17 protein-coding genes are annotated in these 22,121 nt (G+C 61.6%); 9 read left to right on the top strand and 8 right to left on the bottom strand.

Going from position 1 to position 22,121, the window contains the following annotated elements; all coding sequences use genetic code 11:
• Positions 1-46: 46 nt before the first annotated feature.
• Positions 47-400, bottom strand: a complete 354-nt coding sequence (locus ACE3PR_RS20070) for an NADH:ubiquinone oxidoreductase subunit NDUFA12 (RefSeq protein ID WP_374375765.1) — start codon at positions 398-400, stop codon at positions 47-49.
• Between the two features lie 401 nt (positions 401-801).
• On the opposite strand from ACE3PR_RS20070, the gene ACE3PR_RS20065 reads away from it, so the two are divergent.
• The gene (locus ACE3PR_RS20065) at positions 802-1,743 is read left to right on the top strand and encodes a DMT family transporter (RefSeq protein ID WP_374375762.1); all 942 of its coding nucleotides are present in this window, start codon (positions 802-804) and stop codon (positions 1,741-1,743) included.
• Positions 1,744-2,096: 353 nt separating this feature from the next.
• Entirely contained in the window at positions 2,097-5,795 is a 3,699-nt protein-coding gene (locus ACE3PR_RS20060; RefSeq protein ID WP_374375759.1) for a vitamin B12-dependent ribonucleotide reductase, read from the top strand.
• A gap of 299 nt (positions 5,796-6,094) precedes the next feature.
• Here ACE3PR_RS20060 and ACE3PR_RS20055 read toward each other — a convergent pair whose 3' ends face one another.
• Together ACE3PR_RS20055 and ACE3PR_RS20050 are read right to left on the bottom strand one after the other, a co-directional pair.
• Positions 6,095-8,065 (bottom strand): GTP-binding protein, encoded by a 1,971-nt coding sequence (locus ACE3PR_RS20055; protein ID WP_374375756.1) that lies wholly within the window; start codon positions 8,063-8,065, stop codon positions 6,095-6,097.
• 430 nt (positions 8,066-8,495) lie between these two features.
• Positions 8,496-9,875: an aspartate aminotransferase family protein gene (locus tag ACE3PR_RS20050; protein WP_374375753.1), complete on the bottom strand. Its 1,380-nt coding sequence runs from the start codon at positions 9,873-9,875 to the stop codon at positions 8,496-8,498.
• 148 nt (positions 9,876-10,023) lie between these two features.
• Here ACE3PR_RS20050 and ACE3PR_RS20045 point away from each other — a divergent pair, with 148 nt between their 5' ends.
• From ACE3PR_RS20045 to ACE3PR_RS20035, 3 genes are read left to right on the top strand one after another with little or no spacing between them, the layout of a single operon-like run.
• Positions 10,024-10,557: a PH domain-containing protein gene (locus tag ACE3PR_RS20045; RefSeq protein WP_374375750.1), complete on the top strand. Its 534-nt coding sequence runs from the start codon at positions 10,024-10,026 to the stop codon at positions 10,555-10,557.
• A gap of 4 nt (positions 10,558-10,561) precedes the next feature.
• On the top strand, positions 10,562-11,212 hold the full coding sequence (locus ACE3PR_RS20040; protein WP_374375747.1) for a phosphoribosylanthranilate isomerase: 651 nt from the start codon (positions 10,562-10,564) through the stop codon (positions 11,210-11,212).
• Positions 11,209-11,874 (top strand): HAD hydrolase-like protein, encoded by a 666-nt coding sequence (locus tag ACE3PR_RS20035; protein WP_374375744.1) that lies wholly within the window; start codon positions 11,209-11,211, stop codon positions 11,872-11,874. The genes ACE3PR_RS20040 and ACE3PR_RS20035 overlap by 4 nt, the downstream gene beginning before the upstream one ends.
• Here ACE3PR_RS20035 and ACE3PR_RS20030 read toward each other — a convergent pair.
• From ACE3PR_RS20030 to ACE3PR_RS20015, 4 genes are all read right to left on the bottom strand, one after another.
• A complete protein-coding gene (locus ACE3PR_RS20030; RefSeq protein WP_374375741.1) occupies positions 11,858-12,484 on the bottom strand; it encodes a DUF1062 domain-containing protein in 627 nt (208 codons plus the stop codon). The two genes, ACE3PR_RS20035 and ACE3PR_RS20030, sit on opposite strands and share 17 nt — an antisense overlap.
• Before the next feature lie 449 nt (positions 12,485-12,933).
• Entirely contained in the window at positions 12,934-13,260 is a 327-nt protein-coding gene (locus ACE3PR_RS20025; protein WP_374375738.1) for a hypothetical protein, read from the bottom strand.
• Between the two features lie 5 nt (positions 13,261-13,265).
• Positions 13,266-14,585 carry an aspartate aminotransferase family protein gene (locus ACE3PR_RS20020; protein ID WP_374375735.1) on the bottom strand — a complete coding sequence of 440 codons (1,320 nt, stop codon included), beginning with the start codon at positions 14,583-14,585 and terminating at the stop codon, positions 13,266-13,268.
• Positions 14,586-14,598: 13 nt separating this feature from the next.
• A complete protein-coding gene (locus ACE3PR_RS20015) occupies positions 14,599-15,639 on the bottom strand; it encodes a phosphotransferase (protein WP_374375733.1) in 1,041 nt (346 codons plus the stop codon).
• Between the two features lie 189 nt (positions 15,640-15,828).
• Between ACE3PR_RS20015 and ACE3PR_RS20010 the strand changes: the two genes are divergently transcribed.
• The 3 genes from ACE3PR_RS20010 to ACE3PR_RS20000 are packed head-to-tail and all read left to right on the top strand — an operon-like array spanning position 15,829 to position 18,705.
• Positions 15,829-16,293 carry a RidA family protein gene (locus ACE3PR_RS20010; RefSeq protein WP_374375730.1) on the top strand — a complete coding sequence of 155 codons (465 nt, stop codon included), beginning with the start codon at positions 15,829-15,831 and terminating at the stop codon, positions 16,291-16,293.
• Between the two features lie 32 nt (positions 16,294-16,325).
• Positions 16,326-17,492: a GNAT family N-acetyltransferase gene (locus tag ACE3PR_RS20005; RefSeq protein ID WP_374375727.1), complete on the top strand. Its 1,167-nt coding sequence runs from the start codon at positions 16,326-16,328 to the stop codon at positions 17,490-17,492.
• A complete protein-coding gene (locus tag ACE3PR_RS20000; protein WP_374375724.1) occupies positions 17,482-18,705 on the top strand; it encodes a TIGR03862 family flavoprotein in 1,224 nt (407 codons plus the stop codon). The genes ACE3PR_RS20005 and ACE3PR_RS20000 overlap by 11 nt, the downstream gene beginning before the upstream one ends.
• Before the next feature lie 3 nt (positions 18,706-18,708).
• Here the strand turns inward: ACE3PR_RS20000 and ACE3PR_RS19995 are convergent, their stop codons facing one another.
• On the bottom strand, positions 18,709-20,067 hold the full coding sequence (locus ACE3PR_RS19995) for a pentapeptide repeat-containing protein (protein WP_374375721.1): 1,359 nt from the start codon (positions 20,065-20,067) through the stop codon (positions 18,709-18,711).
• 452 nt (positions 20,068-20,519) lie between these two features.
• Here ACE3PR_RS19995 and ACE3PR_RS19990 point away from each other — a divergent pair, with 452 nt between their 5' ends.
• On the top strand, positions 20,520-22,037 hold the full coding sequence (locus ACE3PR_RS19990) for a CARDB domain-containing protein (protein ID WP_374375718.1): 1,518 nt from the start codon (positions 20,520-20,522) through the stop codon (positions 22,035-22,037).
• Positions 22,038-22,121: the final 84 nt, after the last annotated feature.

The following is a 22,121-nucleotide window of genomic DNA, read 5'->3' as shown; positions in this document are numbered from 1 at the left end:
CAACCTAGCTGAATTCAGGCAAATGGAGAATTGACCGCGGCTGGGCTCAGGACGGCGTCCAGGGCTCGTAATCGCCCGTCGCCTTGGCGCGGTGACCACCCATCAGGGTATGGCCGGGCGGGCGGTAGGCGAGATCGGTGCCGGTACGGTTGGGCTCGTGCGGCTTCTGCCAGGCGCGCGGCTTGGCCCGGTTGACCGGGACGACGACCGTCTTGCTGTGCAGCCAGGCATGCCATTCCGGCGGCACATTGCTGGCTTCGGGCGCGCCCTTGTAGAGCACCCAGCGCCGCTCGCGCTTGCCGCCCTTGGTGCGGCGGTCGACGTAATAGGTATTGCCGAACTCGTCGCTGCCGACGCGCTCGCCATAGATCATCGTGAAAAGTCGGGTGCCGATGCTCATGAAATGATTCGCCGTCGCTTTTGCCTAATGGGTGCAACAGGTTAAGGTCGTTGCGGCGGACTATACAGGGCGCCCGGGAGGGAGGCAAGAAAAGGGATTCCGGCGCCGAAGCGCGCCTCCTCCCCCCTTTAGGGGGGAGGTCCGTCGGCGCAGGCCGACATGCGTCGGCAGGAGGGGGGCACGGGTTCGCACCACCCGTCACTTGCATGCCCCCACCCTGCCCTCCCCCTGAAGGGGGAGGGAAAACAAAAGGGGCCGTACTGGACAAGACCCCGCCGCGCTTGCCATGATTGGTGACCGCATTTCTTCCCAGCACCCGGGATCGGCGACAGGCCCCCACATCAGATGGGAATGCCGCCGCCTTGCCTGCCCGGCCGCGTTCAGATCAGAGGTAACCAATCGTGAGCCATCCACAGGGTGAAGCCGGCCGCAAACGCTGGGGGGCGCTGGGCGTGCTCTTGATCGGCACGGTTTTCGTCAGCCTGATCACGACCTTTGCGAGCCTCGCTTATGTCGGCGGCGCCACGCCGATGACCCTGGTCTGGTCGCGATTCATCGGGCTGGTGCTGGTGCTGGGGATCCTCCTGCGCGTCACGGGCGTCCGTTTCCACCTGCCCCGGCGCAATATGCGGGCCACCTATTGGATCGCCATCTGCCTCCTCATGATGTCGGTGGGCTATTTGAGTTCGGTGGCCTTCATCAAAGTGAGCCTGGCGGTCGTCCTCCTCTACACCTATCCCCTGCTGGTCGCGGTTTTCGCCGCATTGTCGGGGCGGGAACGCCTGACGCCGCTCCGGGCCGGCCTGCTGGTCCTGGCCTTTGCCGGGCTGGTCATCGCCCTCGGACAGGATCTGGGCCTCACCCTCAGCCTGGACCGGATCGCCTTCGACGTGGGCGCCATCACCCTCGACTGGCGCGGGGCGGCCCTCGCCCTCATCGCCTCCTTCGGGGTGGCGGCCTTCGTTACCTGGGGCGGGGCCTATCTCAACGACGTCGATTCCCGGGTGGTCAATTTCTGGGCCAATCTGTGGATGATTCTGCTGGTGGCGATCTTCGTCATCCTGCGGGGCGGCCTCGCCTTGCCGTCCACCGGGCTGGGCTGGATCGGTTATGCCGGCGCCACCTTCTGCTATGTGGCGGCCATGGTGTGCTGGTTCGGCTCGATGAAGGTCCTCACCCCCACCGAAACCGCCATGACCCTCAACCTGGAGCCGGCCATCAGCCTGGTCGCCGCGAGCCTGGTACTGGGCGAAGCGACCTCGATCCAGCAATGGGTCGGGACATTGGTGCTGCTCAGCGCCATCATCCTCTCCAGCGTGCTCGGTGCCCGCCACAAAGATTAACGACGTTTCGGCCAGATTATCCCATTGATAGAAATAATAAATTTCGGGCGCCAACGAATCATGGCGAAATCATGACCTACTTATCCCCAAGCAAATAGCCCCCTCACGCGCCAGAAACCCCCGCGTTACGCCACATATGGCGAGGTCAAGCGCATTAATCACTAGATATTGAAATTTCGAGGTTGCGGGTGCACCGCAAAGTGACTCAATATCTAGCCAAGGCGCCGGTCTGGCCACCCAGATATAGGCGCGGCGAACCAATCCCTTACCTCGATTTGCTGAACCAGATTCTGCAGAGGGGGAAGGATTCGGTTCCGATAGGCGTAAAACACTAGATTTTGGGGGCCACCTACATGCGCATTGCTCGTCGATTCACCAAAGCTGGCCAGTCACCCTATGCGGACATCCTGTTCCGCCGGACGACCAGCGAGATCAAGAATCCGGATGGCTCGATCGTCTTCCAGTTGAAGGATATCGAGGTGCCGGCCGATTGGTCGCAGGTGGCAAGCGACGTGCTGGCCCAGAAGTATTTCCGCAAGGCCGGCATCCCCGCCGCTCTGCGTCCCGTGATCGAAGGCGACGTGCCGGAATTCCTGTGGCGCCGCGAGGGCGACCGGGAAGCGCTGGTGAAGCTGCCGGCCGAGAAGCGTTTCGGCAGCGAAATGTCGGCGAAGCAAGTGTTCGACCGCATGGCCGGCACCTGGACCTATTGGGGCTGGAAGGGCGGCTATTTTGATACCGAGGAAGACGCCCTCGCCTTCTATGACGAGATGCGCTTCATGATGGCGCGCCAGATGGGTGCGCCGAATTCCCCGCAATGGTTCAATACGGGCCTCCATTGGGCCTACGGCATCGACGGCCCGGCGCAGGGCCATCACTATGTCGATCACCGTACCGGCGAGCTCACGGTTTCGGCTTCGGCCTACGAGCATCCGCAGCCCCATGCCTGCTTCATCCAATCGGTCTCGGACGATCTGGTGCAGGAAGGCGGCATCATGGATCTCTGGGTGCGCGAGGCGCGCCTGTTCAAATACGGCTCGGGCACGGGTTCCAACTTCTCCAAGCTGCGCGGCGATGGCGAGAAGCTGTCGGGCGGCGGCAAGTCCTCCGGCCTCATGAGCTTCCTCAAGATCGGCGACCGCGCCGCGGGCGCCATCAAATCGGGCGGCACCACGCGCCGGGCGGCGAAGATGGTGACGGTCGATCTCGACCATCCGGATATCGAAGCCTATATCGATTGGAAGGTCCTGGAAGAGCAGAAGGTCGCGGCCCTCGTCGCCGGCTCCCAGGCCTGCAACGAATGCCTCAACAAGGTGATCAAGGCGGCTCATGACGGCATCCATGCCGGCAAGGGCGGGATCGACCCGAAGACCAACCCCGCCTTGAAGGCCGCGATCCGCGAGGCGCGCAAGGCGAAGATCCCCGAGAACTATGTCCAGCGCGTGATCCATTTCGCGGGCCAGGGCTATGACAAGATCGATTTCAAGACCTATGACACCGATTGGGATTCGGACGCCTATCTCACCGTCTCGGGTCAAAACTCGAACAATTCGGTGCGCGTCTCCAACGATTTCATCCAGCGCGTGCTCGATGACAGCGACTGGAACCTGATGCGCCGCACCGACGGCAAGGTCCACAAGACGCTGAAAGCCCGCGACCTGTGGGAAAAGATCGGCCAGGCCGCCTGGGCCAGCGCCGATCCCGGAGTCCAGTACGACACCACCATCAACGAATGGCACACCTGCCCGGAATCCGGGCGTATCAACGCCTCCAATCCGTGCTCGGAATACATGTTCCTCGACGACACGGCCTGCAATCTCGCCTCGCTCAATCTGATGACCTTCAAGGGCGAAGACGCGCTGGTCGATATCGAGGCCTATGAGCATGCCGTGCGCCTCTGGACCATCGTCTTGGAAATCTCGGTGCTGATGGCGCAGTTCCCGTCGAAGGAAATCGCGCAGCTCTCCTACGAGTTCCGAACGCTGGGCCTCGGCTATGCCAATATCGGCGGCCTCCTCATGTCGCTCGGCCTCTCCTATGACAGCGAAGACGGCCGCGCCTTGACCGCAGCCCTCACCGCCGTCATGACCGGTGTCGCCTATGCGACCTCGGCCGAGATGGCGGGCGAGCTTGGCGCCTTCCCCGGCTATGCCAAGAATGCCGATCACATGCTGCGCGTCATCCGCAATCATCGTCGCGCCGCCTATGGCGAGACCAAGGGTTATGAGGGCCTCAGCGTCCTCCCCGTCGCCCTCGACATCGCGAATTGCCCGGACCAGCGTCTGGTCAAGGCCGCGCAGAAGGCCTGGGATCTCGCCCTCGCTTTGGGCGAAGAGCATGGCTATCGCAACGCCCAGTCGACCGTGATCGCACCCACGGGCACGATCGGCCTGGTGATGGATTGCGACACCACCGGCATCGAACCCGATTTCGCGCTGGTGAAATTCAAGAAGCTGGCCGGCGGCGGCTATTTCAAGATCATCAACCGCATGGTCCCCGACGCCTTGACCACGCTCGGCTACAGCCCCGCGCAGATCGAGGAGATGGTGCGCTATGCGGTGGGTCACGCGACCCTCAAGGACGCACCCTATATCAATCACGAGAGCCTCAAGGCCCGCGGCTTCACCGATGAAGCCCTGGACCGGATCGAGACCTCGCTGGAAAGCGCCTTCGACATCCGCTTCGTCTTCAACAAGTGGAATCTGGGCGAGGATTTCTGCCGCGGCGAACTCGGCCTCACCAGCGAAGAGCTGAACAGCGCCAATTTCGACATGTTGGCCGCCCTCGGCTTCTCGAAGGCCGAATACGATGCCGCCAACACCTTCGTCTGCGGTGCGATGACCCTCGAAGGCGCGCCGTTCCTCAAGGACGAGCATCTCTCGGTCTTCGATTGCGCCAATCCCTGCGGCCGCATCGGCAAGCGTTACCTGTCGGTCGAGAGCCATATCCGCATGATGGCCGCCGCCCAGTCCTTCATCTCGGGCGCCATCTCCAAGACCATCAACATGCCGAACCAGAGCTCGGTCGAGGATTGCAAGGCGGCCTATATGCTGTCCTGGCAATTGGGCGTCAAAGCCAACGCGCTCTATCGCGACGGCTCGAAGCTCTCGCAGCCGCTCTCGGCCTCGCTGCTCTCGGACGAGGACATGGTCGACGAGGTGATCGAAGCCCCGGCCGCGGCGCGGGCACCGATCGTGGCCGAGCGCATCGTCGAACGCATCATCGAGCGTGTCGCCGAACAGGGCCGCAGCCGCCTGCCCGAGCGCCGCAAGGGCTATACTCAGAAGGCGATCGTCGGCGGTCACAAGGTTTACTTGCGGACCGGCGAATACGAGGACGGCAAGCTGGGCGAGATCTTCATCGACATGCACAAGGAAGGTGCCGCCTTCCGCTCGCTGATGAACAACTTCGCCATCGCCATCTCGATCGGCCTGCAATACGGGGTGCCGCTGGAAGAGTTCGTGGAGGCCTTCACCTTCACCCGCTTCGAGCCCAACGGCATGGTCGAGGGCAACGACGCCATCAAGATGGCGACCTCGATCCTCGATTACACCTTCCGGGAACTCGCGGTCTCCTATCTCGGCCGCAACGACCTCGCCCACGTCCAACCCTCGGATCTCTACCCGGATGCGATGGGCGGCGGCGCCGACGAGCAGGCCATCCCGGAGAAGTTCCAGCGCAATGTCGAGGCCGTGAAGAAGATCGCCTCGTCGGGCTTCGTGCGCTCGAACCTCATCGTGCTCAAGAACGCCTCGATGATCTCCGGCAACAACGCGCTTGCCCTCGATCCCACCGAGCTCACCCAGACGGCGGCCCGCATGGGCGGCGGTGACGGCACCACCATCTCGGCGGTGACCGCCAGCGTCACCAGCACCATGTCGGTGGGTGCCGCCGTGGTGAAGGCCGTCGACGGCCGCCTCGACAAGATCCGCGAAGCCAAGATGAAGGGCTATGAAGGCGATGCCTGCGGCGAATGCGGCAACTTCACCTTGGTGCGCAACGGCACCTGCATGAAGTGCACGACGTGCGGGTCGACGAGCGGGTGCTCGTAAGCGATCGAAGAGGTCATCAAGGGCGGCCCACCAGACCGCCCGCTCCCCTGGGAATACTTGGCGACCTCCGCAACTGGCCGCTAGAGACCACCGGGTCCGTGTTCGTCACGGGCCCGGTTTTCTTTTGGTGAACCCTCAGGAATAATCGCCGCCATAAGTTGCACACCTGGAGAGCGGCGCATACAAGGCAGAGAGGTGTTGCAGGCGGGCGAGAAGCTGTTGTGGAAAGGGGCGCCGATGACAGCAACTTTAGGACTGGTCGTCATGTCAATTCCCCGAAACTGAAGCGCAGTTGATTCCTAATCGTTACTCGCACCACCTGCGCCGATGCTTCGGCGCAACCGGAGCAGATATTCAGCACGGTTGAATGGGTCAGGTCCCGAGCGTGCGCGCATTGGCGTGGCACCATTGATCGGTGCATAGTGATCAAAGGCACTTTCCATCGACCCGGCCCCGCTTGTCAGACCCGGGATTTGCTGCTGCACATTCTGAATCTTTGCAGAGGCCAGAGATCCTGCGAGCCGCGCAATTCCGTCGACGATCATTGTCTCCGTCATCACAGCGCCTGATTTAGCCAGCATGGCAAGCAAGCTGTTCAAGCATGCCGCCGGAGCTTCCAGAGAGAAGCTCTCGATTGGCTCACAAACGACCGTTCCAGCCTCGGACAATGCAGCAGCCAAGACCAAAGGAGTCAGGTGCCGGAAGTCTGCTGCCGTGCTGTCCGCGGAGCTATGTCGGGCAGAGGTCAACTTCACGTGACAGTCAATGATCTGCCAGCCGTAAACACCTTCTTTCAGCGCTATCGAGGCGCTTTCCTCGATGGCCCGGTAAAAACTCGTTGGCATCTGCCCGACGTCCATCTCTACGGAAAATAGATTTCCTTCACTGCGCGGTCTGGGCTCGACGCTCAGCCCGATTGTTGCCATGAAAGGGTTTGGCTCCTTCAGCATGACTTCGAGGCCATTCCCACACCCGATCAGTGTCTCGACGCATATGATTGTGGTTTCCTCGAAGACGGCATCAAGACCAAAGTCGGCCAGCAGCGTCGAATGGATGACCTCCTTCTGTACCTCACCATAGAGAGAGACAAAAAGCTGGCCCGTCTCTTCATTCTTTCGGAGGTTGATCAGCGGGTCCTGTTCGGCCATTTGACCAAGAGCGAGCCACAGCGCTGCATTCTCTGACGGACGCCGGGACAAGATCCGCGTTTCTAGAGTCGGTGGGGAAAACAAACTTTCTCTGCTTGCCTGCGAGCCGCTGCCCAGGACATCACCGATGCGGGCTTCATGCAGCCCGCTGACACGGGCGATTTGCCCTGCCCGAAAGCTGGTAGCCGGGCGAGTTTGGCCGGACTCGAAGACATGGATGCCAGTAACGCGGGACAGCCCTTTGGGCAGTTGAACATATTGCCTCGCTTCAACCGTTCCCGATGTCAGGGAGATATAGCATTGCTTCTCCCCGCCCCAGCCGCGTTCGATCTTGAAGACGTCTCCTACCACAGGTCCATTCGGATCAGGTTGGCGCGACGGCATGATTGTGGCGATGGCATCCATGAGGGCCGGAACCCCAACACCTGTAATTGCCGCCCCGCCAAACACGGGCTGAACCATTCCCTTGGCCACCTGGGTTCTCAGCACAAGACGAAGGCGTTCGGCCGTCAGTGTATCGGCGGCGTGTATGTAATCCGCGAGGAGTTCGTCATCAGCCTCACAGAGGACGTTGCATATGGCGATCCGACCACCCTCGGAACGCAAGTCGAGTGCTTCAACCTGCGCTGCTTTGCTGCCAGGGTGAAGCACCGATGACATAGCGATTGGTCGCAAGGACATTTCGGTTTCGATAGCTTCGAACACGCGGTCATACTGCGCGCCCACACGATCGACCTTGTTGACGAAGAATACGAAGGGAACGGCAAGACGCCGCAAAGCTCGAATCAGCACCCGCGTCTGCGCTTGAATACCTTCGACGGCGGAAACGACGACTACGGCCGCATCCAGCAATCCAAGCACCCGCTCGACTTCGGCAATGAAGTCCGGATGGCCTGGCGTATCGATGAGGTTGACGATTGTGCCGCGAATATTGAACGACACAACGGCGGCCTTGATGGTGATGCCGCGCTGCCGTTCGAGTTCTAGACTGTCAGTTTGAGTGTTGCCAGAATCGACACTGCCAAGCTTGTCGATGACGCCCGCGTCAAAGAGTAGGCGCTCAGTAAGGCTGGTTTTGCCCGCATCCACATGGGCCAAAATGCCCAAATTCAAAGTGCGCATGAATTGTCATCTTCTTACCGTTCTGAACGAGGTTTTTGTAAGAAGTGACTCGGGGCATGCGATCCTCTATGCGGGTCAGTGAATGCTCCGTCCATGACGGACGTGCAGCCGAGACGCTACTCGCATTGGCTAAAATTTGTCAAGACCATCCGCGGTGCGTGGATCCATCCAGGGCACGTGTATGTTGTCGGCGGTCCAGGCCGAGAAGTCGACGGCTGTTAGCAATCGGTGAACTGTCCCGCTGCGATGCATTCGAGTAGCCCGAAGCATCAAGATGGCGATCCCTGTCTGGGGATTTCGGCTTGCGCGCCAAAGCGCCTGCGGATGCACATAATCACTACTTGGTGGCAAAGCGCCGCCATTCGCGGATTGCGTCGACCACATCCATCAAATCACCAAGTTCGTCATGCAGGGCAGAACGACAGGCGTATCAACGATTGAGTTCGTTGGCCGTGGCGATGACTTCCGAGACGATCGCATGCACGTCTTCGCGCGTCGTTCGATGATTTACGAAACAGGCACGCAAGGCGAATTGTTCGTGGATCGTGGCGTTGGATAGATAGACTTGGCCGCGGGCGATCAAGCGTCGCAGGATGGCCGCGTTGTCTTTCGTGCGGTGCCGGAAACAAACCGCGCTGAGCGTTACCGGCGCGAGCAGCTCCAGCTCAGGATGCGATCGAATCGACTGCGCCAAGAGCTGAGCGTGGCTCAAGTCACTGGCGATTGCATCACGGAAAGCCGCTCGCCCGTGGTATTGCAACGACATCCAGAGCTTCAGCGCTCGAAAACGCCGCGACAATTCCATTGATTCATCGAAGAACGCGAACGCTTCCACAGGGTCCTCGGCGGTAATTTTCACGTAGTCGCCGCTATGCGAGAAGGTTTTGTGCGCGATCTGCCTGTCGCGATAGAGCAGACAGCCGCATTCGAGCGGCTGATAAAGCCATTTGTGCGCATCAAGCGACAGGGAATCTGCTTGATCCAATCCACGGAACTTCTCGGGAGCGGCAAGGGCCGCCAGCCCACCGTAAGCCCCGTCAACATGGAGCCAGAGAGCCTCACGCCTTGCTATCTCGGCTATCTGCGGAAGCGGATCTATTGCGCCGACATTGACGGTGCCGGCCGTTGCAACGATTGCCAGAGGCGTTCTCCCCGCTTCCCGGTCGAGGGTGATGGCCGCTTCCAGCGCATCCGTCCGCATGCGCAAATCGTCGTCGACGGGAATCAGGCGAAGATTGTCGCGGCCGATACCCAGCAGGGCGATCGCCTTCGGGATCGACATATGGACCTGTTCCGACGCGTAGACCACGCACGGACGCGCGCCCACCTCGTTTGCCGGGAGCTTTGCTTCGCGCGCCATGGCGAGGGCCATCAGGTTTGCAGCCGATCCCCCGCCGCACAGACTCCCCTTCAAACCGGGACATCCGACCGCATCCGCCAGCCAGCCCACAACCGCCTGCTCGATGGTCGCCCCCGCAGGCGCCGAGCGCCAGGAGGTGACGTTCTGATTGAGCACCGCGGCAAGCAAATCCCCAAGCGCCCCAACCGGCTCGCCCGAGCCAAGGACATAGCCGAAGAAACGCCCGCCCGAGGGACGTACATGTGCCGCGATCTTCGTGAAGTCATCCAGGACCATTCTTCCCAGCCCTTTTTCCGACCAGGACCGGGAAAAGAGTTGGGCGGTGATTTCGCCGCTGGTGACGGGATAGCTCGGGAGAGCATCAACCGACGCCCAATATTTCAGGGCCAGCGACATGGCTTCCTGGGTCAGGCGGGAAAGCTCTTCATCGGAGATTTTCAAGCTGTGCATGAGCCTGCCTGTCTCGCTGCGGGCAGTTCACGCTAACATATCTTTTCCACCCATCCCATCGGGTCTGTGCCCATCACAGGCCCGGTTTTCTTTTGGTGAAACTTCAGCAATAATCGCCGCCATAAGTTGCAGAGCTGGAGAGTGGCGCATGCAGGGTCGAGAGGTGTTGCTGCCGGGCGAGAAGCTGTTGTGGAAGGGGGCGCCCGAGCCCGGGTTGAAATTCCGGTCGCGGGACATCTTCCTGACGGCATTCGGACTGGTCTTCTTCAGCTTCTCGGTTTTCTGGATGTACACGGCCCATTACACGATGACGGCGCCGCCCTATTTCACGCTGTTCGGCATTCCTTTCGTTCTGGTGGGCGCCTATCTCTTGATCGGGCGGTATTTCTGGGAAGCCTATAAGCGCGGCCGGACCGCCTATACCTTGACCGACAAGCGCGCCATCATTCGCGTGAACGCCTTCGGGCAGACGCAGAAGACCGTGACGCTGAATGACCTGGCGGAAGTCGAGCTGGAGGAGCGCGCAGACGGCTCCGGGACAATCGCCTTCGGCCGCGACATCACCACCGGCAGCGGCAAGAGCCGCAGCACCAGCTACGCGCCGCGCTTCGAGTTCGTCAAGGATGCGGCACGCGTCTATCAGCTTGTCGAGAAGGCGCGCAACGCGGCCGACGACGCGTAGACAGATGGCAAAAATCGAGGTCAAGATCTGCGGGGTGAAGACAACGGAGGCGCTTCTTGCCGCCGCCAAGGGTGGGGCTGCCTATGTGGGGTTCAACTTCTATCCACCCTCCCCGCGCTATGTTCCGCCCGAGCAGGCGGCAGCACTCGCGAAGCGCATGCCACGCGGCATGAAGAGCGTCGCGGTGACGGTGGATGCCGGTGACGTGCTGTTCGACCAAATCTTTCAGAACTTCACGCCCGATTTCATCCAGCTCCACGGCAAGGAATCCCCGCAGCGCGCGGCGGATCTGAAAGCGAGATGGAAGACGGCCATCATCCGCGCCCTGCCCATCGACACGGCTGAATCCTTTGACGCCGTGAAGGCGCATGAAGATGTCGCCGATTATTATCTCTTCGATGCGGCCCCGCCGCCCGGCGCCGTGCTGCCGGGCGGGAATGCCGCCAGCTTCGACTGGAATCTTTTGCGGGGACGAAGCTTTGCGAAGCCCTGGTTCCTGTCGGGCGGGCTGAATGCGCGGAATGTGAGAGAAGCGATCACGCGGTCCGGGGCTACGCGCGTGGATCTCTCGTCGGGTGTGGAACGTGCGCCGGGAGAGAAGGATCCAGAGATGATCGAAGACATGCTGCGTCTGGTCGCGAGCTTGAGCTCATGACGCATTCCATTCTTCTGGACCTCGACGGCACCATCGTCGATTCCTGTCCCGGTATCCTGGCAAGCTGCCTGGCGGCCCTGCGCGCCCTTGGGCATGAACCGGATGAAACCCTCGACGTCAGGCGATTCATCGGGCCACCGCTGGAAGAAATCATGCAGCACCTGCTGCGATCATATGGCGACGACAGAGTGGGTGAAGCCGTCACGGCCTATCGCCGGCATTACGGCGACAGCGGCTATCTCGGCAGCCTGCCTTACCCGGGGATCGGCAAAGCCCTCGACGAGATGAAGCAAAGCGGGTTGCGGATCTATCTGGCGACATCGAAAAGGGAAACTTTCGCCAGCCGCATCCTGGAGCATCTGAACTTCGCCACCTATTTCGACGGCATCCACGGTTCCGTGCCGAGCGGCGAACTGGATCACAAGCCGGAACTGCTCGCCCATATCGTGGCGAAACACGATCTTTCGCCATCCAGCAGCCTGATGGTCGGAGATCGCCGGCACGATATTGCCGGCGCCCATGCTGTCGGCATGCGCGGTCTCGGCGCACTCTGGGGTTATGGCAGCCGAGACGAGCTTGAAACCGCCGGCGCGGATCGACTGGTGGATACACCTGCCGATCTCGCCCGTATTGCCCGCTCGATGCTCAACGGGAACCCATGAGAGTGCGACGACACTTTCCAACCAGTTCCGGCGGGCAACGCGCGAGATCGATCGTGACTTCCTGTCCGTCTTGGACCGGGCGGCGCAGGGCCTTGGCCGAATTGGGCCGCAGAGTGAGTGACCCGCTTTCGACGAGCGTTTGAACCTCGGCGCGCTGCAAGGAGAGGCCCAGCGCCAGGGCACGATCAAGCCGTATGCCGGCGGCAGGCACCGCGATCGAGACGCGGATTTCCTGGGTGGCTTCCGTGGCCGGCTGAAGGATGCGGCGTTCCAGGAATACCTCCCCCGCCACGCCGCGCCCGAGATCATGGGCATAGCGCGTAGCGAGCGCCGCGTCGTTCTGCATCAGCGCATTGAGCTCGCCGGGTGAGAGCGATTTGACCTTCTGGCGTTCGTGAATGGGATGGTTCCAGGTCTGGTCGCAATTGCTGCAGCGATAGATCAGCCAGACGTCGATCAGCTTCTTCTGCGCGTTGACGCGGAACTTGCCGCTGCTGGCGAAGGGACGCTCGGCCTTGCAGCCTGCACAATGACGTTGGACTTGGGGCGTGGTGGTGGACGCGATGACGAGGTGGAGATGGGCGCTATGCCCGCAAGAAATCCGAGACACGATCCGACAGCCTTCCGATCTGGAAGTGCTGCGGGCGGCAGAAAAAGATTATCGGAATGCGGTCAGGCGGGGTGCGAAACGGGCCGAAGCGGGATCTGGTACGAATGCGTCAGCCAGGCAATCAATTTGCCACAACCGATCCCAGCACACCGCCAACAGCACCAATCTCCCACACCCGGTAAAATCCGGGCGCGGATGAACGCAGCGTTCACTGAGATCGGTCAGATCTTCGGCAAAGTCGGCCTCAAGGCGGTGTTGGCGTAAGCGAAATAACTAAGGCAGGTGGGGCGTGGAGTCAATCCGACCTTGCTCTACTCCTTTGTCATGCCCGCGCTCGTCGGCGAAGGCCGACATGCGTCGGCGGGGCGGACATCCATGCATCGAATTACCGGAAGAATGGATCCCCGCTTTCGCGGGGATGACAACAGGTGGTTAGCAACCTTGCGATGCTACTTGGTTTGCTCGGCATTCAATTCCCTGAACCGTTGCAGGAAAGTCTGGAAGGTCGTTTCAAACGAATCGTCGTCGACGGCGATCATGGCCTCATTGACCATGACTTCAGCAGTACCGTTGCGGAGCAGTGCAATATCGAAGTCAACAAACCCATTGATCCAGCATCGATAGTCAGCAACTGCGTTCGATCCCTCGAGCGCTAGCGCCACACCTGGCAAGGGGTAGTCGTCGCCAGTCTTTCGGAAACTGATCACCGCGCTTTTCAGCGCCATTGAGGATGACTGCCTTTCCAGCCAATCCTGCCATTTGTGAAAGTCAAACATCTGGCTCACCCCTTAAACGAGGCAACCGCCTTCTCCATCGCGTCGAGGAAGATGTCGGCGTGTTCCTGGGTGAAGACCAGCGGGGGGCGGATCTTGAGGACGTTGGCGCCGGGGCCGGTAGCGCTGATGAGAACGCGGCGGCGGCGGAGGTCGTTGACCACGTGGGTGGCGGCGACGGCCAGGGGTTCCTTGGTCTTGCGGTCCTTGACGAATTCCAACCCCAGGAACAATCCGGCGCCACGCACATCGCCGATGATCTCATGTTTTTGGGCGAGCTTGTTGAGGCCATCCAGCATATAGGCGCCGACCTTCCCGGCATTTTCCGCGAGGCCCTCCGCCTCGATCACCTCAAGAACGGCGCGGCCGACAGCGCAGGAAACGGGGTTGCCGCCGAAGGTGTTGAAGTAGCGCGACTTCGCCCCGAATTCGGCCACGATATGCGGCTGCATGATGGCGGCGGCGATGGGATGGCCGTTCCCCATCGGCTTGCCGATCGTCACCATGTCCGGCACCAGATCGTGGCGCGCAAAGCCCCACCATTGCGGGCCGACACGGGCAAAGCCCGGTTGCACTTCGTCGGCAATGAAGATGCCACCGGCAGCACGGATCGCCGCGACGGCTTCCTTCAGGAAACCGGGTTCGCCGGGAAAGACGCCATCGCTGGAGAAGATGCCGTCGACCAGGAGGGCGCAGGGCTGGATGCCTTTCGCTTGCATGTCGGCGATGGCCTGCTTGACGCCGGCGGCGAAGGCGGCGCCCACATCCCCCTCGATGCGATAGGTATCGGGCGCCGGCACCAGGCGGACATGCTCGCCGCGTTCCACGTAATCGCCGAGCGAGGGCGAGAGTTCGGAAATGGCGATGGTGAGGCCGTGATAGGCGAGTTTGGTGACGATGACACCCTTGCCCCTTGTATAGGAGCGGGCGATGCGGATGGCGAGATCGTTGGCCTCGGAGCCGGTGCAGGTGAACATGACGTGCTGCAAAGCGGGCGGGAACTTCGCCAGCAGCTTCTCCGCATAATCGACGATGGTCTCATGCAGGTAGCGGGTATGCGTGTTGAGCACAGCCGCCTGTTTCGAGAGTGCTTCGACAACGTGCGGGTGGCAATGACCGACTGAGGCCACGTTGTTGTAAACATCGAGATAGGCCTTGCCGTCGCGGTCATAGAGCCAGACACCCTCGCCGCGCACGATGTGGAGCGGCTGTTCGTAGAACAGGCGATAGGCGGGGCCCAGCAATTTCTGCCGGCGGCGGATCAGCTCAATATCGCGCGGATCGAGATCGCCCTCGCGGCCGGGCACATATTGATTCACCATTGCCATGATCAGATCTCCTTCAAATTCCGCAGATGCGGCGCAGTTTTTCCTGGGCGTCGCGCCGCGGCAAGGCGGCGAAGGCCTGGAGGCCCGCCCAGGCCCGGGGCGCGTTGCGCAGGATATAATCGCGGTTCTCCGGATAGCGCGCAGCGCGCCAGGAGGTGATCGCCGCGGTGGTCGCCAATCTGGCACCGACGAGATCGTAGAGCAGATCGATCTCGATTTCCTCGAGCGGCGTCACCGCGTGATAGGCCCCGATGAGATCGCCCGCCTCGGAGAGCGGATCGCCCACTTGCGCCAATTGATAGGAGGCGGCAATGGCGAGGTCGTTCACCAGCGGCGTGTGCACCATGTCGCCGAGGTCGAGGATCCCGGCGACGCAAGCATGATCGTCCTCCGCCACCAGCACGTTATGTGGGTTGAAATCTGCATGCACGATCTGGGCGCGGAGTTTTGGGAGAACCGGCGTCACATGCCGATCGAAGTTATCGAGGATGCGCTCGACCAGCGCGCGGCGGGCCGGCTCCTCGATATGCGGCAAAAGATCCCGCATGCGGGCGGCATGTTTGATGTCCCAGAGGAGTTCATGTCCCGCCGCCGGATGAAAAAACCCGCGCAAGGCCAGGCCGAGCCGCGCCAAAGCGGTACCAAGCGCCCGGCGCTGTGCGACGCTGCGCTCGGCCTTGTGGAGCGGCAAACCGGGGAGATAGGTGAAGAGGCGCAGGATCATCCCCTGCCCGCCCGGCCCCGTGATGGTCTCTTCGTGGCTGCCAGTGAGGTTGGGCACGACACGCTGCACGGGCAAATCGGGATCGACCGCCGCGATGTGGAGGAGCGCCCGGGTCTGGAGATTGGTGACCAAGGCCGGCTCGGCCGGGTTGGAAACCTTGAGGACGAATTCGCCCTGCTCCGTCACCAGATGGAAATTGGCATCACGCTCGCTGGTGAGGCGCGCGACGTTGCCGCTGAGGCCGAAATGCCGGGAAGCGAGGGCGATTGCCTCGGATTCGGGGATAACCGGCGGTGGGACGGAGAGGGAATCGTCGCTGGATTGGGTCACGGGCGGGAAAACGCATGGCTGAAGGAATTGAGGGCCCTTTCATAGCATAAATCCACCCCTTGTCGCCTGGCGGAACATGGCGCGGGCAGAGCAATTCGGGGCGCCTTCCGGTCTGGATTGGTGCGCGCCGACCCGCTAGGATCGCCTCCGAAACCGCAACCCATAAAAAACATCGCAAGGAGAAAACCCATGGCTGGCAAAATCGAGTCCAAACTGGCCGAACTCAAGATCGAGCTGCCCAAGGCCGCCGTCCCGGTCGCCAATTACGTGCCGGTCGTGCTGGCCGGCAACACCGCCTATGTCTCGGGCCAGGTCACCGTGCTCAATGGCGAATTCAAGTTCCAGGGCAAGGTCGGCCAGGATTTCACCGCCGAACAGGCGCAGCAGGCGGCGCGGTTGTGCGGCCTCAACATCATCGCGCAGTTAAAGCTGGCCCTGGGCGATCTCGACCGGGTGAAGCGGGTCTGCAAGCTCGGCGTCTTCGTCAATTGCGTCGATGGCTTCAGCGAGCAGCCCAAGGTCGCGAACGGGGTTTCGGATCTGATGGTCGAGGTGTTCGGCGATGCCGGCAAGCATGCCCGGTCGGCCGTGGGCGTCAACGTACTGCCGCTCAATGTCGCCGTGGAAGTCGACGCCATCGTCGAGTTTGCGTGAGGCAAATGGATTCGAGGGTGAGCGGGTAGGCAATGTCTGACCCAGAACTCACCCTCACCGCCCGCATCATCGACCGGATCGAGAAGATCGCGCCCACGGCATGGGATGCCTGCGCCGGGGGCGACAATCCCTTCGTCAGCCATGCCTTCCTGCAGGCGCTGGAGATCTCCGGCTCGGTCGGGCGCGGCACCGGCTGGCTGCCGCAGCATATCGTGCTGGAAGATGCGACCGGCGAGATCCACGCCGCGGCCCCCCTTTATGTGAAAGGCCACAGCCAGGGCGAATATGTCTTCGACCATGGCTGGGCCGAAGCCTATGAGCGCGCAGGGGGAAAGTACTACCCGAAGCTCCAGGTCGCTTCCCCCTTCTCGCCCGTGCCGGGACCGCGCCTGCTGGTGCGCCCCTCGCCGCAGCAACTGAGCATCCGCGAGGCGCTGATCCGCACGCTTACGCAGACCGCCGAGAATTCGGGACTCTCATCGCTCCATGTCACCTTCTGCACCGGTGATGAGGCAGCGGCCCTCGCCGAACATGGCTATCTGCATCGGCTGGGCTGCCAATATCACTGGCACAATCAGGGCTATCGGAGTTTCGACGATTTCCTGGGTGCGCTCTCGTCACGCAAGCGCAAGGCCCTGCGCAAGGAACGCGCACAGGTGGCGGCACAGGGGCTGGATATCCGCGCCCTTTCCGGCGACGACCTCAAATCCGAGCATTGGGATGCCTTCTTCGCCTTCTATATGGATACCGGCGGCAGGAAATGGGGGCGGCCCTATCTTACCCGGGCCTTCTTCGCGGCGTTGCATGAGAGCATGCGCGAGAAGGTCGTGTTGGTGATGGCCTTCCGCAACAATCAGCCCATCGCCGGTGCGCTCAACCTCGTGGGCCGCGATACGCTTTACGGCCGCAATTGGGGCTGTATCGAGGATGTCCCCTATCTCCATTTCGAGTGCTGCTATTACCAGGCAATCGATTACGCGATCGCCCATGGTTTGAAACGGGTCGAAGCCGGCGCGCAGGGCGAGCACAAGATCCAGCGTGGCTATCTGCCGGTCGAGACGCATTCGGCGCATTGGATCGCGGATCCGAATTTCAGCGCCGCCATCGCCGATTACCTCGACCGCGAGCGCCAGGCGCTGGAGCATGAGATGGCGGGGCTCGCCACCCTCTCGCCCTATCGGCACAGCGATGAAGGCTAGATCAGCCATCATCGTTGGCGGCGGCCCGGCTGGGTTGATGGCGGCGGAGGAGTTGCTCAAGGGTGGCGCAAGTGTCGATCTTTATGAGGCTATGCCGTCTCTCGGCCGGAAATTTCTGATGGCCGGCAAGGGCGGGCTCAACATCACCCATGCGGAGCCGATCGAGGTTTTCATCGGGCGCTATGGCGCCGCGGCGCCGCGTGTGAAGGCATGGCTGAACGATTTCGGGCCCAGCGATCTTCGTCGATGGATCAGTGAACTCGGCATCGAAACCTTTGTTGGCAGTTCGGGCCGCGTCTTTCCGGCGGAGATGAAGGCGGCACCCTTGCTACGCGCCTGGTTGCACCGCTTGCGGCAAGCAGGCTTGCGCATCCATGTGCGCCATCGCTGGCTGGGCTGGGATGCAACAGGCGCCCTGCGCTTTGCGACACCCGGCGGCGAGGTCACGGCAAGAGGCGACGTCACCGTTCTGGCATTGGGCGGCGGTTCCTGGCCGCAACTGGGCTCGGACGGCGCCTGGCAATCATTGCTCGCCGCGCGCGGTGTCGAGGTCACACCTTTGCGGCCAGCCAATTGCGGCTTCGAGATCAATTGGAGCAAGGCCTTCCGCGCGAAACATGCGGGTGCCCCGCTGAAGAATGTCGTGGGCCACTTCGCCGGTGCGCGGCGTCCGGGGGAATGCGTCATCACCGAACATGGCATCGAAGGCGGATTGATCTATGCCCTCTCCGCATTCTTGCGCGACGCCATCGCCGACCGAGGCGTGGCGGTGCTGGAACTAGATCTTCTGCCCCAGCATAATGTCGCGCAGATCGAGAAGGAACTCATGCACCCGCGCGGCAGCCGCTCCTTCTCCTCGCACGTGAAATCGCGCCTGCGCCTCGATGGCACCAAGTCGGCCCTTCTCCGCGAATGCCTGCCGCCAGAAGTGATGGCAGACCCGCAGCGCCTGGCCGCCGCGTTGAAAGCCCTGCCCCTGCGCCTCACGGCGCCACGGCCCATCGCGGAAGCGATCAGTTCGGCAGGCGGCGTCAGCTTCGACGCCCTCGACGATCATCTGATGCTGCGCGCCTTGCCCGGCATGTTCTGCGCCGGGGAAATGCTGGATTGGGAGGCCCCCACCGGCGGCTATCTGCTCACCGCCTGTTTTGCCAGCGGCCGGGTTGCCGGCAGATCAGCCTGCGCCTGGCTCAGGCAGACCGCGGATATGTAACCGTCAGGCCGCGGCGACGGGCAGCAGCAGATCCCGTGCCCCGCGCAGATCCGCATGTGCCCAATCGGCTTCGCGCAGATCCGCCATGGTCATAATGGCATCGGTCAGCACGGTACGGTGCAAAATCGTGTTCCGCATGTTGGCCTGCGTGAGATCGCTATCATCCAGACGTGCGCCCGTCAGATCGGCGCCCGCGAGATTGACACGGGCCAGCCGGGCTTTGCTGAAACTGGTCGGCCAGTTCTGGCCGCTGCGCAGCTCCATCGGCCGGGCGATAACATTCGTCAGAATTGCATCGAAAAGAGTGCACCGTTCCAGACAGGCGCCGCGCAAATCGACGCCCGACATCTTGGTTTCGCGCAGATCGGCCATCGATAGATCCGCCATGGCAAGAACCGTTCCCGAGAGATTCGCGCCACGCAGCGAGGATTGCTTCAGCACAGCCGCCGACAGATTCATGTTGGAAAGGTCCTGTCCACCGAGATCGAGACCCGAGAGGTCCGCGCGCTTTCCCTTGGCGCCATTGCTGACGATCCATTCCCGGTGCAGGCGCAGAGCATTGCCGATGATCCCGTCGATGCCATCCAGCCTGCGCAGGACATCGGCACCGCTGAGATTGGCCATGGAGAGGTCGACTTCGTCCAGCAGCGCCCCAAGCAAGCTGGCGGAGGAGAGATTGGTGCCCCTGAGCGTGGCACGGGTAAGGATGCAGCCATCGAGGCGGGCCCCGGACAGATTGGCTTCGGAAAGATCGGCCCCTTCGAGATTGCAGCCGGTGAGGTCAGAGCCGCTGAGGTCCGCGCGCACGAACACGGCACCGCGCAAATCGGTGTCGCGCAAATCGGCCTGTATGACGAAGGCATTTGACAATTTCGCCCGGCTGAGATCGGCGCGCATCATCGTCGCCTCCGATAACTCCGTGGCATTCTGGCTTGCCGTCATCGGCAGCAGATCGCCATTCTTGCTGCGCATCAGGTAACCGTCGCGCAAATCGGCCTCGACCAAAAGTGCCCGTGCCATGCAGGCACCGCGCATGGAAGCACCACGGAGATCGACGCGCGTCATATTGGCGTAGGCCAGAGTCGCGCGGCGCAAATCGGCCCCGAACAGGCAGGCACCTCGAAGATCGGCCCCCGAAAGATCGGCGCCCATCAACTTCGCTCCGGTGAGATCGGCCTCGGCGAGCAAGGCATCGCGCAATACCGCATGCGAGAGATCATGAAACTTCAGATTTGCGCGCACGCCGCCGCGCTGTCCTTGCAGAAGCCGCTTGTGCAATTCGAACACGCGCTCAAGCTCGGTGGCGCCAATTTTTATGTAGTCAATATCAAGACCATCCAAGGTCGCGTGTTTTGTCGTCATCGAATCAAACTAACTCTGTTGTGTGCGGTCGTCGGAGCGCCGGACCCTAGTCATGGTTTGTTAATTTTTTACCCACACAAAATCGCGAAAATCGCGCATGCTAGGATGGCTATCTTAAGAAAGACGCGCTGAATTTTATGTGCCTTTGGGATGATCCCTGCACCCGCTCTTCGCATCTTGTTTTCACTAACATAATCGGCACGGCCACGGATTCATGCCATGCGGGGGATGACATGTGGCCATGTGCAAGAGACGTTTGAGAGTGCGAAGATGTCGCAGGATCGCCGTGGTGATTTGAACTGCATTTGATCGGGTTCGGTGACGCCCGTCACCATTGGCCGCAACATCTGTGACAAGGATGTGATCGGGTCGAACGCAAAGCCATCGCGGCGGCGACCTCCTTCCAGCGACCGGCGCCATCGCGGCGACCGGTGCTTGCGGAGGAAGCGACCATGATCAAGCATCTTCTCATGCGCAGTGTTGCAACCGGGACCCTGCTGGCATTTTCCAGCATCGCTGCGTCCGCCGACAACACGCCAGGTTCTGAATCCATGTCCGACCCGGAGATCACCGCCGCCGAGAACGAACAGGCAGCCGCCCTCGGCACCTATGACACGATCGTCGTGATCCCGGACAATCTCGACTGGGCCACGGCCCTGCCGACACAGCTTTCCATTCCCTTCCATGTCGAGGCGAAGACCTCGAAGAAGAAATTCACTGTGGCGGAATCCTATCTCATCGTCGGCCTCGCGCCGATCACCTCGGCTGGTGTCACGGGTGCCTGCTGTGGTGACATGGAGGTTTCAGATTTCAGCCCATATAATTATGCCGCGTGGGTGCAGCATCCAAGTTCCACTCATCATGTCGACAAGGATGCCTGGTGGACCCAGCCCAATGTCGACAACAGCATCGGCATTTCGGCACGCAATGCCTGCCGCAACCTGCGCCAGGAATTATCGCAGCAGGGCTTGAGCTCCGACGAGATCTTCGCCGAGGACCGGCATACGGTCCTGCCCTACGAGTTCCGCTATGTGGCCGCGGTCGCCTATACCACGGCCACCGGCGAGAACAGGTATTTCTGGAAGCAAAGCCAGCCGAGCTATCGCAATTTCAATGTCGTCTGCCAGAAACGCACGGGCATCGAGATTACACGCAACCCGGATCTTCAGCCGGCCGGCAATAACGGCATCAGCGTCGGTTTCCAGGTGAGCCAGGTGGCACTCGCGACAACGGTGAAGGACCATGTCGGCCATTGCCCGGCGGAACTGCATCTCAACCCGACCATCGAGACCAACGGGCCGGGCGTGGTGAAGTACCGCTTCCGCGACCATCTCGGCGTCGCATCTCCGGTCTATCAGGCGAGCTTCGCCAAGGCCGATATCAAGTTCCTCGACCATGTCGTCGAGATCGACCGCAAGGATCCGCAGCAGGGTGGTCTTGTGGCAGCACAGGGATCTGGCGGCGAACTCGGCCTCAAAGCGCCCGGCGATCCCAACCTCATCCAGGGCTATTACCAACTCGAGATCGTGGCGCCGCACAAGAAGATCTCGAACATCGCCGATTATTCGGTCGCGTGTACAATCCCGACAGCCACCGACGATCTCGCGCCGGCCCCCGACATCGTCAACCCGGTGATCGTCGAGGGTGTCACCGCAACCCTGCTCCTCGCCGACCTGGTGGTCGAAGACGTGCAGCCGGTCCCCGCCTTGCCCAACAAGCTTTTCGTCAAGGTGACCAATCTCGGCCAGTTGGCCTCGACGCCGACCAATCTCAAGGCGCTGCGCGCGGCGCCCGGCGCGGCAAGTGTGCGGGGGACGCTGATTCCCGCCATCGCCGGGGGCCAGTCCCAGGTCGTTCAGGTCGAACTGGGAGGCGCGCTCGAAACCGCGACCTCGCTGCAATTGCGGATCGACGACCCCAACCGTATCCGCGAGATGAATGAAGACAACAACGCCTTCCAGGTAAAATAGGCTTCAACGGCCCCTTCCCCCGCGGGAAGGGGCCCACTTTCCAAAGCCCGGCCAGATCCCATATCGCATTGGTAACCGTATCCC

The organism is Dongia sp. (genome assembly GCF_041909655.1).
In the GTDB taxonomy this organism is placed as follows: domain Bacteria; phylum Pseudomonadota; class Alphaproteobacteria; order Dongiales; family Dongiaceae; genus Dongia.
The sequence above is the reverse complement of the archived record's forward strand: the minus strand, read 5'-3'. Positions and strand labels throughout refer to the sequence as shown.

What these genes read in the sequence shown, in the direction of transcription:
- ACE3PR_RS20000 (WP_374375724.1), top strand. Translation starts at nt 17,482, where the DNA reads ATGAAGGCTAGATCAGCCATCATCGTTGGCGGCGGCCCGGCTGGGTTG.
- ACE3PR_RS19995 (WP_374375721.1), bottom strand. Translation starts at nt 20,067, where the DNA reads ATGACGACAAAACACGCGACCTTGGATGGTCTTGATATTGACTACATA.
- ACE3PR_RS20035 (WP_374375744.1), top strand. Translation starts at nt 11,209, where the DNA reads ATGACGCATTCCATTCTTCTGGACCTCGACGGCACCATCGTCGATTCC.
- ACE3PR_RS20055 (WP_374375756.1), bottom strand. Translation starts at nt 8,065, where the DNA reads ATGCGCACTTTGAATTTGGGCATTTTGGCCCATGTGGATGCGGGCAAA.
- ACE3PR_RS20025 (WP_374375738.1), bottom strand. Translation starts at nt 13,260, where the DNA reads ATGTTTGACTTTCACAAATGGCAGGATTGGCTGGAAAGGCAGTCATCC.
- ACE3PR_RS20010 (WP_374375730.1), top strand. Translation starts at nt 15,829, where the DNA reads ATGGCTGGCAAAATCGAGTCCAAACTGGCCGAACTCAAGATCGAGCTG.
- ACE3PR_RS20050 (WP_374375753.1), bottom strand. Translation starts at nt 9,875, where the DNA reads ATGCACAGCTTGAAAATCTCCGATGAAGAGCTTTCCCGCCTGACCCAG.
- ACE3PR_RS20040 (WP_374375747.1), top strand. Translation starts at nt 10,562, where the DNA reads ATGGCAAAAATCGAGGTCAAGATCTGCGGGGTGAAGACAACGGAGGCG.
- ACE3PR_RS20020 (WP_374375735.1), bottom strand. Translation starts at nt 14,585, where the DNA reads ATGGCAATGGTGAATCAATATGTGCCCGGCCGCGAGGGCGATCTCGAT.
- ACE3PR_RS20060 (WP_374375759.1), top strand. Translation starts at nt 2,097, where the DNA reads ATGCGCATTGCTCGTCGATTCACCAAAGCTGGCCAGTCACCCTATGCG.
- ACE3PR_RS20045 (WP_374375750.1), top strand. Translation starts at nt 10,024, where the DNA reads ATGCAGGGTCGAGAGGTGTTGCTGCCGGGCGAGAAGCTGTTGTGGAAG.
- ACE3PR_RS20070 (WP_374375765.1), bottom strand. Translation starts at nt 400, where the DNA reads ATGAGCATCGGCACCCGACTTTTCACGATGATCTATGGCGAGCGCGTC.
- ACE3PR_RS20005 (WP_374375727.1), top strand. Translation starts at nt 16,326, where the DNA reads ATGTCTGACCCAGAACTCACCCTCACCGCCCGCATCATCGACCGGATC.
- ACE3PR_RS19990 (WP_374375718.1), top strand. Translation starts at nt 20,520, where the DNA reads ATGATCAAGCATCTTCTCATGCGCAGTGTTGCAACCGGGACCCTGCTG.